We start from the raw sequence: 19,997 nt of genomic DNA on the forward strand, positions 1-19,997 counted from the left end.
AAATAAAATGGTCATTGTAACAAACAAATCGAAGCTAAAAAAAGGGTATGGAGAGAAGTTAGTAGAACGCTTTAACAAAGTAGGTAAGGTTGAATTTATGGATGGTTTTTTAGGATTAGAGGTCATGATGACGCAAAACAAAAGAGATTATGATGAAGTAAGTGTCGTAACTCGTTGGAATTCTAAAGATGATTTCAAAAATTGGACTCAAAGCGATGCTTTTAAAGACTCTCATAAAAAAAGAGAAATTCCAGATTATATACTTGAAAATGATATTTCCTTCTATGATGTAAAAGTAACTCGTAATCCTCTTACTCCACTTGATACAAATTTACAAGCACAATAAGGGGTTATCCTCTCACAATAGCTATTTTATTAGTTTATGTGAATCCATTTCATCATTACTATCTTATAATGAAAACAGAACGATTAGATTTTGATTTTCACTTTAGGTAGATGCTTTCCCAAGGGCTTGTCTTCAGCTAACTCTGACTACGCAGAGCTTCGTCAGAGTGGATCTTCACACTGCGCTCATCCTTTGGGAGTCACTACCTACCGTTTCAATCAACAAGTGAATTCATGAGCATTCAGGACATTTTTTTTTCATAATTGTTCGGTTTCATTCACTTATAGAGCAATGATGAAATTCACTCATGTAGTAAAACTTTTATAATAAAAACAGGAGCTTCCTTCTTATGATAAAAAGGAAGCTCCTGTTTAAATTTGTAGATTTCTATTTCCTTTCACTTTCTTTTAATTATCATTTATTTTCTAGTTGAAATTTTTATGAAGAAGGAACGATTTTCCCATGAACAACGAGTCTCCCTTGGTCTCGATTAAGTGCATAATCACAAGTAGAAAGTGTAATAATTTGCTCATTCTCTTCCACTGTAACCTCTGATTTTATCATCGATTTTGCTTGAATTTCTTCTATAAAATGCAAATAGTTACTCTGATCCTCAAAATTAGTCTCAATATAATAGAAATCGGTTGTGGTCGTATATGCAGAGAATATTTCAATTTCATAGCTATCATAGAGAGTATCAAAATAAAAATAGCGATTCTCTTCATAATAATCTTGCTGAAGGTATTTTTTTAAATCAGCAAACATCGTTCCATCCTTCATTCTATGCCCATATAAAATCGTATGTAGCCCCAATTCAGATATATCATTTCTAAAATCCATGAAAATAGAGCCTGCACGAGATTCCTCTAATAAGTAATTACGATTTAAATAGTAGTCATTATCATTTGACTGTAATATCGGATAATCGATTCTCGTGTTATCTATAGATATCCAACCAACAATATCTTTATTAATCGCTAATAGTGGGTCAAAGGATTTACGTAAATTTTCATTGTTATTAAAGTCTTTATCATGATCCCTCGGTTCATATACTTCCTGAATATCAGCTAACACTTGGCGATTCTGATAATAATCAAAAAAGATATCACTCAAATAATAGAAGGAAAAAACAAATACAAGGGCACATAAGACAGTCATACCTTTTTGGATTACCCATTTTATAGGATTATTATTTTTTTTACTCATTTTATAATCCCCCCTTTTAACCATTTAAATATTTGATGGTAAGGCGACTGGCAGAACATGCAGACCATATGTCTGATCAACGATTACCTGAGCCTCTACTCCATATACCTCTCGTATCATTTCCCTTGTAATAACCCCGCTAGGCGTTCCTTCCATGACCTTTTTCCCCTGTTTCATTACCATAATGTGATCACTATAACGAATCGCTTGGTTCATATCATGCAAAACCATAACGATGGTTATTCCATGTTTTTGGTTTAACTGCTTTACTAGTTCTAAAATTTCAAGCTGGTGGTACAAATCTAAATATGTAGTCGGTTCATCTAAAAACAATATCGGTGTTTTTTGTGCTAGCGACATGGCAATCCAAGCTCTTTGTCTTTCCCCTCCCGAAAGCTCTTCAAGAGTTGATTGTCTTTTCGTAGTTAAATTTGTACATTGTATGGCCCAATTAATCGCTTCCTGGTCTGCCTCTTCATTAGAAGAAAGAAGCTGTTTATATGGAGTTCTACCATAGCTAACTAGCTTTTCCACTGTCATATCATAGGGTGCTTCATTATGTTGATGGACCATTGCTAGCTTTTTAGCGAAATCCTTAGAAGAATAGGATTGAATTTGTTTTCCATTAAGAATGACTTCCCCGCTTTTACTTTTCAAGTTTCGAGATAATAGTTGCAATAAAGTCGACTTTCCAGAACCATTTGGTCCTATAATGGTCGTTACTTTTTTAGACTGAATACTAGAGGTGAATTGTTCAATAATGTTCAACCCTTTTTGATAAGAAAATGTCAGCTCTTTCATCTCCATTTACTTGTCCCCCCTTCTTAACAGAAAAATTAAAAATGGTCCACCAATAATAGACATGATAATAGAAGCAGGAATCTCATTTGGGGCAATGAGTGTTCTACCAAGCGTATCAGCCAATAACAATAATAAACCCCCCGCTAATGCAGTAAAAGGTAACAAGACTTTATGCTCGGTTCCTACTAATCTTCTAGCGATGTGTGGGACTAGTAATCCGATAAAAGCAATTAAACCAGCAATCGCTGTAGAGACGGCTGCAAGTAATACCGCAACAGCTGAAACAATGATTCTTAACTTTGTGACAGAAACTCCGAGGTTTCGTGTTGTTTTATCTTGTAAAACTAATAAATTACAGGATTTAGCCAATAAAAAGGCCAAAGCTAATCCAATTATACTAAAAATCAACATCATCTCTACATCCTGCCAGGATTTCATCGATAAAGTCGAGGTAGTGGTAGGACTGATACTTGTCACTGTATAAGAGCCCCGATAATTAAAAGTTTCACCTAATCCACTAAAAACAGCATTAATCGCCACTCCTACCAAAATGAGGCGGACTGGGCTTAATCCTGACTTCCAGGATAAACTATACACTAAAAAACAGGCTAGTGCTCCACCCATAAAGGCAAAAAGAGGCGACCAAAAATAGAGCGTTGGGAAAAAGCTAATTGCTAGGATAGAGGTAAATCCTGCTCCAGAAGATATCCCAATAATCCCTGCATCAGCAAGTGGATTCCTCATAACTGCTTGAAATAATGCTCCTGCTACGGCTAAAGCGGCTCCTGCAAAAATAGCGATAATAATCCGAGGAAACCGAAGGTCCTGAATAACTCTGACTTCCTCATTATTACCTGTAATTAATCCTTGTATCAAATCTAAGAAACCTAGTTGAATACTACCCGTCGTTGTTGAGATGATTAGAACCATGATTAACAGGAAGCAAACCGTTACATAGCTAATGACTTTTTTCTTCATGATTTTTCCCTTCCGTTTCAATCATTTCCTTTATAAAGCATGCTGACCAACTGCTCCATCGCTTCAACAACCGCTAAATTTCCTGTAGTAGGAAATAATTGCTCATCTAAGTCATATACACGCTCATTTTTTACAGCATCAAAGTGCTGCCAAATATCATCTGTAGCAAATTTTTCATCAAACATTTCCACTACCTCTTCAGGCATGCCGTGTGCCGCTCGGAGAATGACATTCGGATTTGACTGTTGGAGATATTCTGTATTTGAGGCTAAGTACTCTACACTCTCACCTTCTACAATATTCACTCCACCAGCTCTTTTAACTAAGTCACCAATATAGGAATGCTCTGTCGCCACTAAATAACTTCCAGGTACTCCCAACAAAATTAAAACAGACGGTGAGTCATAATGTTCTATTTCCTTTTCTATTTCTTCTAATTTATATTGAATAGAATCAACGATTTGATCAGCTTGATTTTTACGATCGTATTTATCCCCTATTTGAACGATTTCTGCTAACATGCTGTCTAAGCTTTGAAAATCTAAAAAGGTTGCTTCTAAATCAATACGTTCAAATGGTTCTTTTAAATCTGTTTCTAGTGTAGTGACAGAATAAACATCTGTAGGATTTAACACTTTCATAAGCTCCATATCGGGACTCATAGGATTTCCAACCTCTTCCACCCCCTGATATCGTTCGGGTAATTCCTTATAGCTTGTAGGAACCCCTATTAAATCGATCTCTAAAGCGGCAAAAATTTCTGTTGCTGCAACCGTTGTAGAGATAATTCGTTCATCTATCTCATGGACAGTCTCTGACTTTGAAGAGACTTCTGTATTATTTGGAATAGTGTCTTCTTCACTACAGCCTATCAACGACAAATGAATGATTAATAATGAGGTTAATAAAAGCATTCTCTTTAGTATGTACTTCAACCTTATCTCCTCCTTATTTATACTTTAAATAGAGGAAGTCTTGATACTCCTTTTTACGAGTACCAAGACTATATTCTATAACGTCCCTAGTTTGTACTTTCTAATTAAGAAATAACTGGAACCTATTAATGATAGGATAAGAGTCATAACCATTAACCAGTTTGTGACATCTGACGTTTTGGCATTTTCAACCTTGTTTTCCTGTGTGCTTCGCTGCTCTTTCGTTTTATCACCATTACGGTCATAGCTTAAACCGTCTCCAGAATCTTTATCATCATCGTTTGTATGGTTATCATTTGTAGTATCGTCATTGTCTGATTGACCATTACCATTTCCATTTCCGTTTCCAGGGTGATTAGGATTTCCCTCAATTCGCTCCAAGCTATTAGAATCGAACACAAATTGAACTTCATACTTTCCATCGTATAAAAATGGTTCTTCAAAATAGACCTCTGTATATCCATTAAGTGGCTCATCAAGGTCTTTTATTAGAAATTGCACTTCTCTAGTATCATTTTCTAAATCAACAGAGATTACTTCAGCATCTGCATATGAACCATCTTGTTCTGTTTGGAAGACTTTAATCCACTCACTATTCGTCAACGTCATAAAAACGTACATTTCTTCATCTTCTATGCTTAATTTTGCAGGCTTTCTCACATAATCATCCATAACAGATACATCAGTACTGTTGTTTTTATGAACAGTAAAATCGATCCAATACTCTCCATCTAGCGACTGGTCTTCTTCATCATCAATTCCTGGGGTAGGAGTAGGGCCAGGATTTGGGTTCGGGTTCGGACCAGGATTTGGATTTGGCTCTCCGTCGATTGGTGGTTCTACTTCATTACCTTCTTCATCTACTAATGTGCTTAAATCGAATTCTATCTGCACTTCATAAGAATGGTTATATTGAAGTTCCGGTATAACAACTTGTGTAAAAGCTTCAACCTTGTTATTCAAGTTTTCTAAGTCAAATTGAACGACACGAGTATTTTGTTCCTCATCATGCTCAATGACCTCTGCATCTTCTAAAATTCCATTCTGCTCTGTCTGAAAAAGGACAATCCAATCACTTTCTTTTAATGTTAAATTCACTTTATACTGATTCTCTCTCACTAAAAGATGTGCTGGTTTCTCCATATATTGATCCATCACTGAAGCTTCATCTGAATTATTTTTTAAAACGGTAAAATCAAGTGAATATAACCCATCTTCTAGAGTAATAGGCAATTCGAGCTCAGGGTCAGTTGGATTTTCCGGTGTTTCCGGTGTTTCCGGTGTTTCCGGTGTTTCTGGTGTTTCTGGTGTTTCTGGTGTTTCACCCTCATATTCTAATACACTATCAAAATCAAAAACGAGTCGGAATTGTTGTGTATTTCGATAATTCATAGCTGGAACAAACATATCTACTTCTGCATTTAACTCTGTAGGTAGAGTATTAAGCGTATATTTCACGGTTCTTTCTAATTCAGCTTCATTCTCATTCAATACTAGACCACTTTGAAGCCCTCGGTCTGTCTCTAAGCGAATATCTGTAATATGACTTCCCGGTTGTTCTTTTATGGTAAGAAATAAATCCATGCCTTCATCATTTACTTCCAGGATCATCGGGCTCTCTAAATACCTTTGCATAGAAGAATCACTATCTGCTGTAGCATGCTTTGCATGGAATGCGATCGTATAAAGGCCATTCTCTAATGATAAACCTTCTTCAGTCCCACTCTCTATCACTCTTTCTTCCATTGTATCCAGGTCAAAGGCTAATCTAAAACGTTGAGTATTTTCATAAATGGAACCATTTGGCATAACCACTCTCATATCAACCTCTGCTAAAGTGGCTTCATTTAAACTTCCGATTTCATATTGAAGATAAAGCTCTTCCTCTATTTCTTTCTGTTCCCCCGTTATCAAATCATCATTTAATTGCAAACGAATGTCTGTTATATGATTCTCTTCATCGATGACATGTAATAGAAGATAATTTTTACCGTCCTCAACTATTAATGTTGCTGGGTTTGTTAAATATCTACTCATTGAAGAAGGTCTATCCTCTAATGCATGAAGAGCTGAAAATTCAATCCAATAAGTACCATTCTCAATTGACGACTCTTCTTCTGAATTACCTGGCCCCTCGGTTCCGTCATTTTCTTCTGGAGCTTCTGTTTCCTCGCCTCCGTCATTTTCTTCCGGTGCTTCTGTTTCCTCGCCTCCGTCATTTTCTTCCGGAGCTTCTGTTTCCTCGCCTCCGTTATTTTCTTCTGGAGACTCTGTTTCCTCGCCTCCGTCATTTTCTTCTGGAGACTCTATTTCCTCGCCTCCATCATTTTCTTCCGGAGCTTCTTCCTCATCTACCACATTTACTGGTGTTAAGCTCTCTGGGTGAAAATCTATTTGAACTTGGTAATAGTTGTCATAATTAATCATCGGAACTACTACGTGTGTATAGGCATTAACCGTGTCATTTGTACCATTTATTGGAAACCGAACGACTCGAGTATCGTTCTCTGTGTCCTCTGACACCACTTCTGTATCTACTAAGCTACCGTTTTGGTCAGTCTGAAAAAGCTTAATCCAATCACTATTATTCAGTGTCACATCAACTAATAATGAATCCCCATCTACCGTCAAAGTAGCTGGACTTTTTGTGAATTGATCCATATAAGATGTTTCGTTTGTATTATTCTTTAAAACAGTAAATCCAATCGTATATTCACCATCTAGCAAAGTATCCTCTGATTCATTTGCCAATGTAATAGTTGGTAGAGCATTTGTTATGACTAATAGAATAATAGAAAGTATTGCGATTAATTTTTGCCATTTCTTTTTCAAAATAACATCCTCCCTCTCTTTTATGCTTCTCTTGATTTCCATTGTTTAACTAAATAAAAAGCCGACAAAATAAATAAGGTAATAAATACTATTGGCATCGTTGAATCATTCGTTTGTGGATTTTCAACTTGATTATTATTACTAGAGTTTGTAGTTGTTCCTGCACTCTGTGAGTTATTGGAGGAAGATTGTTCCTGCTCTCCACCTTCTGCTAACTGAATAGTTTTCAAACTACTCTCATCAAAAGAAAAACGAACAGTATATCCATGGTCATAGTCAATGTCTTCAACAATAACGTGTATTTGCGCACTTAATGTTGAAAAACTATCAATAGGAAATTGGACGACCCTTTTATCATTAGCTTGGTCGGTACTTAACACTTGAACATCTTGATTATGTACTTTAAATTCTGTAATCCAAGAGCTATTATTTAACGTCATTTGAGCTACCATATTTCCGTTATTAACGACAATTTTGGCTGGTTTTACCCAATAATCATTAGCAATTGAAGCAGAATCATTATCAGAATGTAAGACCGTATACCCAATCGAGTACTCACCGTCTTCAAGATTGGTGTTTGCTACCGCATACATTGGGAGCATGAGCAAGAGGGTCACCATGAATAAAAGTAGCACCCCTGGTTTTGTAATATTTATCTTTTTCATTTCTAACATTGCACTCCTTTTTAATTAATATTGATTATTATTCTCAATTAAAGAAAAAATAAAAACAATCATTCTTATACGATTGTGATTATCATTCTCAATTGGTGCGCTAATAAAACTCGTCTTTTTTATGACGAGTAACAAATAAAGCCTATAAATTAATAAAATCAATGTTCATTTCCACTTATATAAATCGCCCTCTTCCCTTTTTACATAGAAATGAAAATGTTCAATAACACTATAACTTAGAATGAGAATCATTGTCAATTATAAATTAAGTTATTTTTCAATCTTTTATAGAAATCTTTAACATTTATAGAAGAAAGAAAAAACAACCATTTAAATGTATAGTCTTAAGCTTCTAGCTTAATATGTACAGGCAAATATAAGGAACTGGGACTAAAAGCAATTGAGTTGCATAGAAACTCTCATCTGTATAAATCCGCTTCCTTTTGGAAAGTTTCATTTTATCTACCCACTTTGTCCCAGTCTTGCTAATCAGATAACTATTTTAACGATCCACTAATATCAAATTCTTGCCCATCAGAAGTAATCTTAATATGGCCATCACGCTCTGTAATATAGGTTTTTACTCCTTCTGACTGATACATTTGATTCACCTTTTTCCATTTAGAGCGATTAGAGCTAATCACAGCATATTTTGGTGAAACTTGTTTGATAAACGTTTTTGATGAAGATGTTTGATGACCATGGTGTGGAATATGCAAAAAATCTACCTTTAATTGATCTCCATATTCTTCTATTAACTGTTTTTCTGTAGCTTTATATATATCACTCGCTAATAAAAAGCTATGATTACGATAGCTTACCTTTAATACGAGCGCAGATTCATTTATTTCCTTTGTTGACCACTTTCCTTTTGATTCCAGTGGTCCAGGATGTAACACCTCTATAAATACTTCTTCTCCGAGCTTAAATTGATCGTTCTTTTTGATATACTCGATATGTAGTTGGTGCTCTGCTAATAATTGTTGAAGCTTCTTATTAGCTTCTGTTAATGCTGGTATATCAGGTAGTAAAAATTGCCTAATAGGTATGTTCCCTATTAGTTTCTGATAACCACCAATATGATCGTGATGGGGATGCGAAGCTACACTATAATCTAGTGAATGGACTTGAAGCTGAGCTAAATATTCACTTAATTGGTCTCCTACTGCAAACGTTCCAGAATCAATTAACATCGTATCTCCTTCTGGACCTTTAATTAAAATAGCATCACCTGATTTGTGGCTATCTTCTAAATTAAAATAACGAATCGTTAATTTTCCAGCATCTGAGTCTGTCTGAAAAAAGGAATGCTCTTGTGACTGTTCTGCATAAACAGTAAATAAGTTATTTTCATTATTCAATAAAGTCATAATTAGCATCAATACTAAGAGGACGAAAGAAATTCTGTTTACTTTCATGTCTAGAACCACCTTTATCGAAATATCTCCACTTAGTTTTTTCTGGAAATCTAATATTTATTCAACATACAAAAAAGCAGGGTTAAAAAGTTTCCACTTTCTAGCCTGCTTAGTTATTGCAGTAAGGTAATTAGAAGAATCCGTTATTTGGGCCTGGTTAAAGTAAATACTTCTCCTATCCGTGCATAATCGTGTCCCGCTAGTCTAGAGACAGCTTCCCATTTATCTTGAATAATTTTCCCATCATCATATAGCTGATTTTCAATATGATAACAAATCACCCTACCAATGATTAAATCTGCATTCATAAAGCCTTGCTCATCTTCTAATGGTATATGTTGATCTAATAGACATTCAAAACGAATTTTAGATTGTGTTACAGCTGGAACATCAACAAGATGACTTTTAATAGTCGACATACCTATTTCCTCTATTTCGCTCTCATTATGGGGTAAGCTCTTGGCGCTTAAATTAATTTCATTAACATTCGCTTCATCAACTGTATGAACGACAAACTCCTTTTTATACAAAATATTAGCTGTCGTATCCTTCATCTCTCCTTCCCTTCTAGCTATAGATAATAATATTCTAGGAGGGGCAGAGGAAATAATCGTAAAATAACTAAAGGGTGCTCCATTTAACACCCCTTGTTTAGAAAGGGATGTGACAAAGGCAATCGGTCTAGGAATAACACTTCCGATTAATAATTTATAATTCTCTCTTTCCGTTAAGTTTTTAGACTCAATCGTAATCATCAACCTTCATCTCCTTATTACAGTTTGTCTTCTCTAACTTGAAAAGGAAGTAAAACCCTTTCTATCTTTGCACGATGTGGCTCGTACTGTGGAGGGAGCATTAATTGAGATCCCAGATCTTGTAATTCCTCATCATGTGTAAACCCAGGTGGGTCTGTAGCTATTTCAAATAATAATTCTCCATGCTCTCTAAAATAAATAGCATTGAAGTAGTTTCTGTCTTGAACAGGTGTCACAGCATACCCCTGGTCCTTCAGTAATTTTTGCCAATCTAATTGGTCTTGGTCGTCAGTAGCACGCCAAGCAATATGGTGAACAGTCCCTACCCCTAATTGTCCTTTTCGAACGACGTGTGTATTAACATCAATTATATTTCCGATAGGTCCTTGCGCTTTTAACCTTATCCAACCATTATCCTCTCCTATTACTTGTAATCCCATCATTTCTGATAGCAATTGAACGGTTTGTTCCGGCTCAGCTGATAATAATGTGGCTCCACCAAAACCTTTAATAGCGAAATCTGGTGTAACTCCATTAAAGCTCCAGGAGCTTTTTTCACCCTCTTCTCTTTCGACAAGCTCTAGCTTTAATCCATGAGGGTCTGAAAATTGCAGATATTCTTCATTAAATCTTTTCTTTTCGGTGAAATCAACTTCATATGTTTTTAAACGTGTTTTCCAAAAGCCGAAAGAATTTTTAGGTACAACAAATTGTGTGACACCAACTTGTCCCGAGCCTATCTCTCCTTGATAAGCTCCAACCCAATTAAAAAAAGTCATAATCGTTCCTGGTTTCCCTTGTTCATCTCCGAAATATAAATGATATGTTCCTGGATCATCGAAATTAACCGTCTTTTTTATTAAACGAAGACCTAGAACTCCAGCATAAAAATCAACATTTTCTTGTGGTTCTCCTACTATAGCCGTAATATGATGAATACCTTTTGTTATTTTCAATTTAATCTCCTTCTTTCTTAATCATTAATATGCTCTGAATTTATAGCATTATCATGAGTGTATAATGTCTTGAATTCAAGATAATTATCTAAAAAAAAGATTATAAAATCTTTTTTTATTTCTGTTGTAATTGGTCTGCTCGATACCCTATTATTTTTAATGTATCAATCATCATTTTCTTTTGTTCATCACTCAATGGACTTAATAGTTGATGAATGGTTTCACGGTTCTTTGGAAATATTTCAGCCATAAAATGTTTTCCCTTTTCCGTTATAACAGCATAGGTAACTCTTCGATCCTTTTCAGACAAACGCCTAACGATTAGTTCCTTTTTTTCTAACTTATCTACTACATAAGTAATAGACCCACTAGATAGAAGAACTTTTTTTCCAATTTGTTGAATAGGCTGTTCTCCCTTATGATATAATAATTCCAAAACAGCAAATTCCGTCTTATTTAAATGATAATTTTTAATATCTTCTTCAATATAGTCTGCGACAGATCGACTAGAACGAAGTAACACAATAAAAAGTTTTAACGATAAATCATAATCTTCATCGTGAAAATTTTTAGTCATCTTACTCAAAACCTTTCCATTGGAAAATTATCTTGAATCCGAGATAATTATATGATTTGTTTGGTGACATGTCAACTAATTCTATTTTATCGAGAGAAGGGAAACTAAATGAACACTTTATTTAGTTCATTAGTATTAATCTATCATCTTCTTTTTATATCTCACTTACCTTTAGAGCATCATGATTCAACCAGTGTACATCTTCATAATCTCATTGAATCAAACCAATACATTGAACAAAACTTAGCTTTAACTCAGCTTGAACCGCTATCCGCTATAAAATTATTTTTTAGTTATGCATTATTCTTATGTGCTCTCATACTAAACATAAACACTCTTTACCTGAATTCTTTCATCCCTATTATTTTTCATCATTATTTAATGCTTGTTTTGAAATTCCAGAGTACACAATTTATCTCTTTCTTCTTTCATTTGAGAACATTTAATCGAAAGGAGACTGAAGGAAGAGATGACCAAGGTAAAAAGAGATCGTTCGATACAAGAGGCGATAAAGGGATTATTTATTGGTGTCGTTTTAATGATTATCGTCATTTTATTTGCTCACCATATTCTAGGACTTGAGTATTTTCCAGCTTAATATGTTTAAAAAGTTATTTTACAGATATTAGCTGTAAGATAGCTTTTTTCGTTTTTTTCCTTTGTGATAATGAAAAAAGTCAAGAAATTTATATATAAAAACATTAGATTTTCATAACAATATTTTCTTCACATACGTTAACATCTATTTATGTTATGTTTTCTAACAAATTTTAGAAGTTTACCTTATTTCTGTTCGAATCGTTTTAGCGAAAATTAGGTTGTATGATAAAACTATTGCACTAGGAGCTTTCAAATATGTTTAATTATTTAGTCTACAAACATGATTTTATTCAACATTTAGATAAAATCATTATTAAACGCTTTATGAAACATAAGCGTTTGAATCAAATTCTTTCTGAGAAGTTATTTCAAGCAAACATTACACCGCGATTAGCACAAGAAGTATTATTCTCAATTCCATTACATCTTTTAAACGGCAACTATAAAACCGAACAAATTATTACCGACATAATGAATCACATGAGAAAAAATACACCTTTATACTACGCTAGAATAAGCAACTCTAGAAATAGTAATTTACTGAATATTCAGATCAAAGAAGAACGAAACTAAGGTTCCTTCTCTTAAATAGTTAGAGACATAACCAACTAAGTGGAGGATTACCCTCCACTTAGTTTATTCATATAAATGTTCAATCACTCATCTTCAGTTAATTCATTTTGTGCAGCCTCTGGAATAACCTCCCACATCACTTCATCATAGGATGTGACTTCATTTTGATTCTTTACATATAACATTAAATAGGCATTTTCCCGAAGTTCTTTTGCTGCAGAGAATTCAACTTCTACCCTTTCACCACTCTCATCATATGCAAATGTTTCGTACCAAAAGCGTTGCATAACTTCTCCTGATTCTAATACTGTTTCCTCTACATTAGTTGGTTCTGTTACTTGAACATATACGTTGTCTTTACCTAATCGATTAAAATCGACCGTAGCTAAAACGACAACACCTCCAATAAACAAAAACACAACGACCATTAATAAAATAGCGAATTTCTTCATTTTAAATCCTCCTTTAAATTATAAAACCATTTTCTTATAGCTTCTCATGGTGGCAAAATAATAAATGACATAGATAAACGTGTAAGCAAGCATCCATATAAGAACAGGTACGACGAGGTTCATTTGCAAGAGATTGGAAAAAGCGATTAGCGCAATTGCACCATGCATTAACCCTAGAAATAAAGGAGCGAAAAATATCATCCCAACTTGATGACGAATACTGTTGCTCTGTTCTTTTTTTGTAACACCGATTTTATAAAGAATTTGATATTTCGCTTTGTCCTCTTCTGCCTCCGTCATCACTTTAAAATAAATCACACTCCCCGTTGCTACTAAAAATACAAGCCCTAAAAAACTACCAACAAAAAGCAACGATCCATTGGCTTCCATTGAATCTTTATAGTTTTGGACAGCACTCGAAAAATTCTCTGTACTAGCCTCTAATAGATTAGATTGGTCTAAATGATTTTTATAATCGTCAACCGTTACTAATTGAAATACACTTTCCTCAGCTGCTATCTCTTCATATTGTTGGTCACTTAATACGATGACTCTTCCTCCACCCACCGTTTCCATATTTACTATATAATCTGTGTATACATCATTAGCACTAAAAACAGTTCCATCTAACATGACAGAATCAATGATTAGAGATGTATCCTCATTATAAAAAGGATCAATTAATAGAAATTGGTTTTGGGGCAGCTCTTCAACATGACTCCAACTTAATTGCTCCGCCAACTTTTCAAAAGTACTATAATCTAAAAGATGGAACATCATTTCTTGCTCTTGAACATTTACTCGTACAGCTTTACTTTCAATAGAATCTTGAAATACAATGTCAGAGGAATCGATGACCTCTTCCTCTCCTTCCCACATAAATGTGAATGGTGTGTATGTTTGCACGTTTTTTTCCACATTGTAATAAAGTCCAAAAACAGCCCCACCAGCCGTAATAGTTGTAGCACTTAAAGCCGCAATAATAGTCAAAGTTCTAGCGTTACCACTTATACGATGAAGTAATTGAGCAGTTGTCCAAGTATTAAGACCTTTCCATGCCCACGTTTTTCGCTTTCTTAAGACATGCAGAATATATACAAGTACGCTATTAAAAATCAGATAGGAGCCTAATATCGTTAACCCTATAATGACAAGAGGGGTTGATATTCCAAAGAACCTCCAAGCTTCCGAGCTCGTAATGTCTTCTATGGCTATCCAATAGCCAGAAGAAATCGTTATGATTCCTAGAATAGCTGAAATGAATCGCGCTTTAGGTGGAGCTTCTCCCTTTTTATCTGCATTAAATAATTCAATAAGCTGGAACCGATAAATAATAAGATAGCCTTGTAATGATGTAAGTAGGAATATTACGAGAAACACCATCATTGTATGAACAACAGCACTTATAGAAAAAGCAAATACTATAGAAAACTCCAAGCCCATTAAAACAAATAGTAGTGCTAATAAAAGTTGTGACGCAAAAAACCCAACGGCTACCCCAACTACTAGAGACAATAAGCCAATAACAATATTTTCCCAAAAAAGTAGCCAGCCAATGACACGCTTTCGCACTCCCATCAAAGAATATAAAGCCATTTCTTTCTTTCTCTTCTTTAAAAAGAAAGAATTAGAATAAATAATAAAAATAGAGACAAAGAAAAGTAATACAAAGGATGAAGCATTCATCATGCTACTTATTTGTCTTGAAGACTCTGATAATGCACTAATGTCCTCACTATATTTTAAGGTAACAAAAGTAAAGTAAATGCTAATGGAGAAAATAGTGGATCCTATATAAAGCCCATAGCTTTTTAAATTACGACGAATGTTCTTTATGGCTAAGCTAAACAGTGTCATGGTTATCACCACCACCCATTTGGGCTAATTCTTCTAAAATACTTTGATAAAATTGTTCTCTTGATTGACTTCCCCTAAAAATTTCTTTAAAAATCTCTCCATCCTTCAAAAACAGGATTCTACGGCAAAAGCTTGCTGCAAAGGCATCATGCGTCACCATCATAATAGTCGTCTCATGATCATCATTCATAGAACGAAGGGTTTCTAATAGGCTTTTGGCAGATTTAGAATCTAATGCACCCGTTGGTTCATCAGCGAAGACTAATTTAGGGTTTGTTATTAAAGCACGACACGCTGCTGCTCTTTGCTTTTGACCTCCCGATATTTGATAAGGGTATTGATCGATAATATAATCAATACCAAAGGCTTTAACGATTTTATCTATTGTTTCTTCTATATCTTTCACTTTCTTTTTGGCAATTGCTAATGGCAATAATATATTTTCTTTTACAGTTAATGAATCGAGTAAATTATACTCTTGGAAGATGAAGCCTAAATGTTTCTTACGAAAATCAGCTAACTTCCCTTCCTTCATTTGTACTAAATTGTTTTCCTCTAAGTGAATTTCTCCTGATGAAGGTTTATCAATCGTCGCTAATACATTTAGAAGCGTAGATTTACCTGAACCAGATGGCCCCATCACTCCCACGAACTCTCCATAGTCAATGTCAAATGATATATGTCTCAAAGCGTCAAACGAGCTCGTTCCTTTTCCATATACTTTTCCAACCTCTTTGACCGATAATAATGTTTCCATATCTAATCCCTCGCTTTCCTTATTACTAACTATAACTAGCCATCCTTAAACGAAAATCACATTTACCTTACAAAATCCTTAAATGATACATACTCTTTATGGAAACTGTTACTATAGAGAAAGATAATAAAACCGTGAATTCGGAAGGGTGAGAGAAAATGGGGCAACCAAAAATTCTAATTGTTGATGATGAAAAAGACTTATGCACCTTAATTAAAACCTCCCTAAAGAAGGAAGGCTTCGAGGAAATCATTCTAGCCAATACGATTAAGGAAGGCTGGGAGGCTTTTTTGCAGCACTCTCCAGATCTTGCTATCTTAGATGTCATGCTTCCTGATGGGGAAGGCTATGAGCTGTGTAAAAAAATTCGGGAGGAATCTAAAATTCCCATTTTATTTCTGTCTGCAAAAACAGAGGAAGTAGATAAAATTTTAGGATTAGCTATTGGCGGAGATGATTATGTAACAAAGCCTTTTAGTCCTAAAGAAGTTGCTTACCGAGTAAAGGCTCAATTAAGAAGAGTAGGTCTTTATAGTGTCGATGTCGATCAAATAACACCGGCTAACACATCGAAAAAGGTCGGAGTATTTTCAATCAATAAAGAGGAAACAGAAGTTAAAAAGAATGATATAGCCTTAGAGTTAACAGCAAAAGAGGTTGGATTGATGGCTTGCTTCTTAAGAAACCCTAATCGGATTTTAAGTAAAGAGACTCTTTTTCAGGCTGTATGGGGAGAAGAATTTTATGGTGCCGATAATACATTAATGGTACATATTAGAAGGCTAAGGGAAAAAATAGAAGAGACTCCTTCTAACCCTAAATATATAGTAACAGTTAAAGGTTTAGGATATCGATTTCTAGGAAGTTAGGTGAAAGCAGTTGAAATGGAAGTTAACAGGACGCTATATATTTTCAATACTATCTATCGTTTTTATTGTTCTTGTAGTGAACGCTTCGATTGTATTGGCTATGCTTATTCACCAGAGATTTAATGATGAAGAGGATATTTCAACTGACAGAGCCGAGTCATTCACAAGAGAATTTAGTCAATATTTCATGTTCGAAAATGGACAACCTACTATTAGTCAGCAAGGGCAGGACGCTTTAATCGGTTTTGGTGCATGGCTTCAAATTCTCGATGAAAATGGAGAAGTAATAAGCTCCTTTGATGCTCCAGAATCTGCTTCTATGAATTACAGCCCGATAGAGCTTATTCATAAATATAAGTATATGGATGATGAATTCAACACTTATTTTATAGGTGCTTATGAGGAATATAGCTACATTATCGGAATGCGGTTTTCGGATGAAAGGAGATTTGTATTTACGATAGATTTGCAATCCTTTTTTTCAAACGCGACTCTAGCCTTTTTTATTATCGTCATTGTTAATTTCATCATTGCTGCTTCTATAGGTCTTCTTTTTAGTTCTATTCTTACAAGACCCGTTCACATTATAATCAAAAGGATTTCCCAGCTTAATCAAAGGCAGTTTAATGAGTTTCACCCTAATCGACCTGGTATTTTCAATTCTGTTTTTGCTAATCTTAATAATTTATCGAACACACTAAAAAAACAAGAAGAAGACCAGTCAAAGCTCGAGAAGATGAGGAATGAATGGATTAGTAATGTCACTCATGATTTAAAAACACCATTGTCTTCTATTCAAGGCTATGCAGAATTATTACGAGAGCACGATATAACGAAAGATGAGCGACTTGAATACTCAGAGGTTATTGAGAGACAGTCTATTTATATGAGAAACTTACTCGACGATTTAAATTTGACGATCCGACTGCGAAACCAAGAAATGCCGTTGAGCGTAACAGAAACGAATATTGAAAAATTTGTCAGAGAGATGATCATTGATATCCTAAACTCTCCCTCTTTTCAAGACCGTAACGAGATATCTTTTTCTAGTGAGGCAGAGAATGTATACCTGTCTATTGACAAACATTTATTAAAAAGAGCCCTACTCAATTTTATTCAAAATGCCTTTGTTCATAATGACGCTAACGTTCTAGTTTCTTTAGTGATAACAGATGATTATATGGTGATAGAAGATAACGGAAAAGGAATAAAATCAGAGGATTTAGAGCAGATTTTTGAACGCTATTATCGTGGAACCAATACCGAACATATTCAAGGTACAGGATTAGGGATGGCGATCGCCCGAGATATCATTGAAGCTCATGGAGGAAAGGTTGAAATCACTAGTCAACACGGAAAAGGTACCTCCATTCGTATTTGGTTTGAAAATATGAGAACATAAAAATATTAAACATATAAACTTTTGAAAGAAAAAAGGCTGGTGCGTAATCACACCAGCCCATACATTTATTAAAATTATTAACCATTATTAACCATTATTAACCATTAATGATGATGCTCATGGTCGTCTTCGTCATGTTCTTCTGTATCGCCTTCATGATTTTCATGACTTGCATCACTTTCTTCGTTATCAGGATACATTTCAGCCAACTCTTCCTCGGTTAAGGAGCCGACCGTAAATTCCTTTGTCGGCATTACATGCATATCTCTTGCTGTAACATGTGCTTGAACATTATATAGACCTTCGTTTGTGAAGGAATATGTATTTTCATAGAGACCAGAACCTACATGCTCAGCTTCAATCATTTCACTATCTTCCTTATTTCCTGATTCCCAAACCTCAAAAATGACTTCATATGCATCTTCAACCACTTCTTCACCATGCGTCACAACCGCGCCTAAGGTTATCTCCTCATTTATATCAAGGCTTTCATTAGGTAATTGAATGGATACTTCTACTGGTACAAGACTATCTGGCTGAGTCGTTTGTTCATCGCTGTTTGAACAAGCCATTAACAAACTAATCGATAATAGTAACAAAAATGAGAAACGCTTCATTGTCTCACCCTCCTTTTTTGTATTCACAACTGTTAGACCATTATATTATAAACAATGTTTGTGAAAGGACTGTGAAATAGTGGAAAGATTTATTTTATAAGCTATTTGAGTGAATTTCATCATTGCTCTATAAGTGAATAAAACCGACCATTCATTTAAAAATGTCTTGGAAGTTTGTGAATTCACTCGATGATTGAAACGGTAGGTAGTGACTCCCAAAGGATGAGCGCAGTCTGAAGATCCACTCTGGCGAAGCTCTGCGCAATCAGAGTTAGCTGAAGACAAGCCCTTGGGAAAGCATCTACCTAAAGTGAAAATCTAAACCTCATTGATTTGTTTTCATTAAAAGACGAACCTTGATGAATCCACTTGTTGATTGAAACGGTAGGTAGTGACTCCCAAAGGATGAGCGCATTCTGAAGATCCACTCTGACGAAGCTCTGCGCAGTCAGAGTTAGCTGAAGACAAGCCCTTGGGAAAGCATCTACCTAAAGTGAAAATCTAAACCTCATTGATTTGTTTTCATTAAAAGACGAACCTTGGTGAATTAACTCGTTGATTGAAACGGTAGGTAGTGACTCCCAAAGGATGAGCGCAGTCTGAAGATCCACTCTGACGAAGCTCTGCGCAGTCAGAGTTAGCTGAAGACAAGCCCTTGGGAAAGCATCTACCTAAAGTGAAAATCAATAAACCTAATCGTTCGGTTTTCATTATAAGATATGAATTTGATTTATTAATTATTATAAAGCAGGTCCTCTTTGAATAAAAGCTCTGTACGTCCTCTTTTATATGGAACGTCAAAATTAATTACTCATATTGTGAAAAATTTTTTCTATATTATGAAGAAGCTTTCTTGTGCTATAGTAATCAATTTTCGCATGATATACATTAGATTGATTCAATTGGTTTTCATAAGATAACGCTTCATACTCCTCAATATTATGATTAGTAATGCTTAAATAATCTTGATGCGTATAAGACTGAAGCTCTTCAATTTGTTTATATAATTCTTCTAATTTCAATTGTACAAAAGGAAGGATTTTATCTTCAGACTCTGTTTGTGCAAATACGTCCTCACAACTCTCGAATTGCTGTTTGATATTGGCTAATAAATTCTGCTCTTGTAAGCCACTAACCTCCATGTGATTGACAATTTGTCTACAGGCACTTACCAACTCATGTGTTCTCTTTAATGAAAAGTCCATTTATCCACCTCTATAGTCCTGATTTGATTTTTTCTTATTTTAAACTCCTATAAAGAATCTATACCTTGATTGGTTGCTAAATTATAATCCCTACCTTCTCCGTAACCATTTCTAAATATTAAAAGAAAATGATATGATGAAGAAGAAAAAGAATCCATCGCACCATTCAAGCTATGAATTGATATAT

Annotated in this window: 20 protein-coding genes; 5 read left to right on the forward strand and 15 right to left on the reverse strand. The window is 34.9% G+C overall.

Going from position 1 to position 19,997, the window contains the following annotated elements; genetic code table 11:
• Positions 1-7: 7 nt before the first annotated feature.
• Positions 8-346: a heme oxygenase gene (isdG, locus tag AZF04_RS13340; RefSeq protein ID WP_045481446.1), complete on the forward strand. Its 339-nt coding sequence runs from the start codon at positions 8-10 to the stop codon at positions 344-346.
• 438 nt (positions 347-784) lie between these two features.
• Here the strand turns inward: isdG and srtB are convergent, their stop codons facing one another.
• From srtB to AZF04_RS13390, 10 genes are all read right to left on the reverse strand, one after another.
• On the reverse strand, positions 785-1,552 hold the full coding sequence (srtB, locus tag AZF04_RS13345) for a class B sortase (RefSeq protein ID WP_061949144.1): 768 nt from the start codon (positions 1,550-1,552) through the stop codon (positions 785-787).
• Between the two features lie 24 nt (positions 1,553-1,576).
• The gene (locus AZF04_RS13350; protein WP_061949145.1) at positions 1,577-2,359 is read right to left on the reverse strand and encodes an ABC transporter ATP-binding protein; all 783 of its coding nucleotides are present in this window, start codon (positions 2,357-2,359) and stop codon (positions 1,577-1,579) included.
• Positions 2,360-3,331, reverse strand: a complete 972-nt coding sequence (locus AZF04_RS13355) for a FecCD family ABC transporter permease (protein ID WP_061949146.1) — start codon at positions 3,329-3,331, stop codon at positions 2,360-2,362. It lies immediately after the preceding gene.
• 17 nt (positions 3,332-3,348) lie between these two features.
• Complete coding sequence (gene isdE, locus AZF04_RS13360) at positions 3,349-4,245, reverse strand: heme ABC transporter substrate-binding protein IsdE (protein ID WP_061949460.1); 897 nt, start codon at positions 4,243-4,245, stop codon at positions 3,349-3,351.
• A 96-nt stretch (positions 4,246-4,341) separates the two neighbouring features.
• Positions 4,342-7,098 carry an NEAT domain-containing protein gene (locus AZF04_RS13365; RefSeq protein WP_061949147.1) on the reverse strand — a complete coding sequence of 919 codons (2,757 nt, stop codon included), beginning with the start codon at positions 7,096-7,098 and terminating at the stop codon, positions 4,342-4,344.
• Positions 7,099-7,118: 20 nt separating this feature from the next.
• Positions 7,119-7,763: a heme uptake protein IsdC gene (gene isdC / locus AZF04_RS13370; protein WP_064504162.1), complete on the reverse strand. Its 645-nt coding sequence runs from the start codon at positions 7,761-7,763 to the stop codon at positions 7,119-7,121.
• 506 nt (positions 7,764-8,269) lie between these two features.
• On the reverse strand, positions 8,270-9,190 hold the full coding sequence (locus AZF04_RS13375) for a ComEC/Rec2 family competence protein (RefSeq protein ID WP_061949149.1): 921 nt from the start codon (positions 9,188-9,190) through the stop codon (positions 8,270-8,272).
• Positions 9,191-9,333: 143 nt separating this feature from the next.
• Positions 9,334-9,945: a flavin reductase family protein gene (locus AZF04_RS13380; RefSeq protein ID WP_061949150.1), complete on the reverse strand. Its 612-nt coding sequence runs from the start codon at positions 9,943-9,945 to the stop codon at positions 9,334-9,336.
• 17 nt (positions 9,946-9,962) lie between these two features.
• On the reverse strand, positions 9,963-10,901 hold the full coding sequence (locus AZF04_RS13385) for a ring-cleaving dioxygenase (RefSeq protein ID WP_061949151.1): 939 nt from the start codon (positions 10,899-10,901) through the stop codon (positions 9,963-9,965).
• Positions 10,902-11,016: 115 nt separating this feature from the next.
• Positions 11,017-11,478, reverse strand: coding sequence for a MarR family winged helix-turn-helix transcriptional regulator (locus AZF04_RS13390; RefSeq protein WP_061949152.1), 462 nt, complete (start codon positions 11,476-11,478; stop codon positions 11,017-11,019).
• Between the two features lie 469 nt (positions 11,479-11,947).
• Between AZF04_RS13390 and AZF04_RS21805 the strand changes: the two genes are divergently transcribed.
• Positions 11,948-12,076: a hypothetical protein gene (locus tag AZF04_RS21805; RefSeq protein WP_268753424.1), complete on the forward strand. Its 129-nt coding sequence runs from the start codon at positions 11,948-11,950 to the stop codon at positions 12,074-12,076.
• Positions 12,077-12,333: 257 nt separating this feature from the next.
• The gene (locus AZF04_RS13395) at positions 12,334-12,651 is read left to right on the forward strand and encodes a hypothetical protein (RefSeq protein ID WP_061949153.1); all 318 of its coding nucleotides are present in this window, start codon (positions 12,334-12,336) and stop codon (positions 12,649-12,651) included.
• A gap of 83 nt (positions 12,652-12,734) precedes the next feature.
• On the opposite strand, the gene AZF04_RS13400 is transcribed toward AZF04_RS13395, so the two are convergent.
• Genes AZF04_RS13400 through AZF04_RS13410 form a run of 3 tightly spaced genes read right to left on the reverse strand, consistent with a single transcriptional unit; the run spans position 12,735 to position 15,717 of the window.
• A complete protein-coding gene (locus AZF04_RS13400) occupies positions 12,735-13,103 on the reverse strand; it encodes a YxeA family protein (protein WP_061949154.1) in 369 nt (122 codons plus the stop codon).
• A gap of 18 nt (positions 13,104-13,121) precedes the next feature.
• Entirely contained in the window at positions 13,122-14,960 is a 1,839-nt protein-coding gene (locus AZF04_RS13405; RefSeq protein ID WP_061949155.1) for an FtsX-like permease family protein, read from the reverse strand.
• Positions 14,947-15,717: an ABC transporter ATP-binding protein gene (locus AZF04_RS13410; protein ID WP_061949156.1), complete on the reverse strand. Its 771-nt coding sequence runs from the start codon at positions 15,715-15,717 to the stop codon at positions 14,947-14,949. The genes AZF04_RS13405 and AZF04_RS13410 overlap by 14 nt, the downstream gene beginning before the upstream one ends.
• Positions 15,718-15,875: 158 nt before the next feature.
• Between AZF04_RS13410 and AZF04_RS13415 the strand changes: the two genes are divergently transcribed.
• Complete coding sequence (locus AZF04_RS13415) at positions 15,876-16,586, forward strand: response regulator transcription factor (protein WP_061949157.1); 711 nt, start codon at positions 15,876-15,878, stop codon at positions 16,584-16,586.
• Between the two features lie 10 nt (positions 16,587-16,596).
• Positions 16,597-17,988: a sensor histidine kinase gene (locus AZF04_RS13420; RefSeq protein WP_061949158.1), complete on the forward strand. Its 1,392-nt coding sequence runs from the start codon at positions 16,597-16,599 to the stop codon at positions 17,986-17,988.
• A 104-nt stretch (positions 17,989-18,092) separates the two neighbouring features.
• Here the strand turns inward: AZF04_RS13420 and AZF04_RS13425 are convergent, their stop codons facing one another.
• The gene (locus AZF04_RS13425; protein ID WP_045481492.1) at positions 18,093-18,605 is read right to left on the reverse strand and encodes a FixH family protein; all 513 of its coding nucleotides are present in this window, start codon (positions 18,603-18,605) and stop codon (positions 18,093-18,095) included.
• 803 nt (positions 18,606-19,408) lie between these two features.
• Positions 19,409-19,810: a hypothetical protein gene (locus AZF04_RS13430; protein WP_061949159.1), complete on the reverse strand. Its 402-nt coding sequence runs from the start codon at positions 19,808-19,810 to the stop codon at positions 19,409-19,411.
• Positions 19,811-19,997: the final 187 nt, after the last annotated feature.

It is taken from the genome of Alkalihalobacillus trypoxylicola, from assembly GCF_001590785.1.
Lineage (GTDB): Bacteria > Bacillota > Bacilli > Bacillales > Bacillaceae_D > Alkalihalobacillus > Alkalihalobacillus trypoxylicola.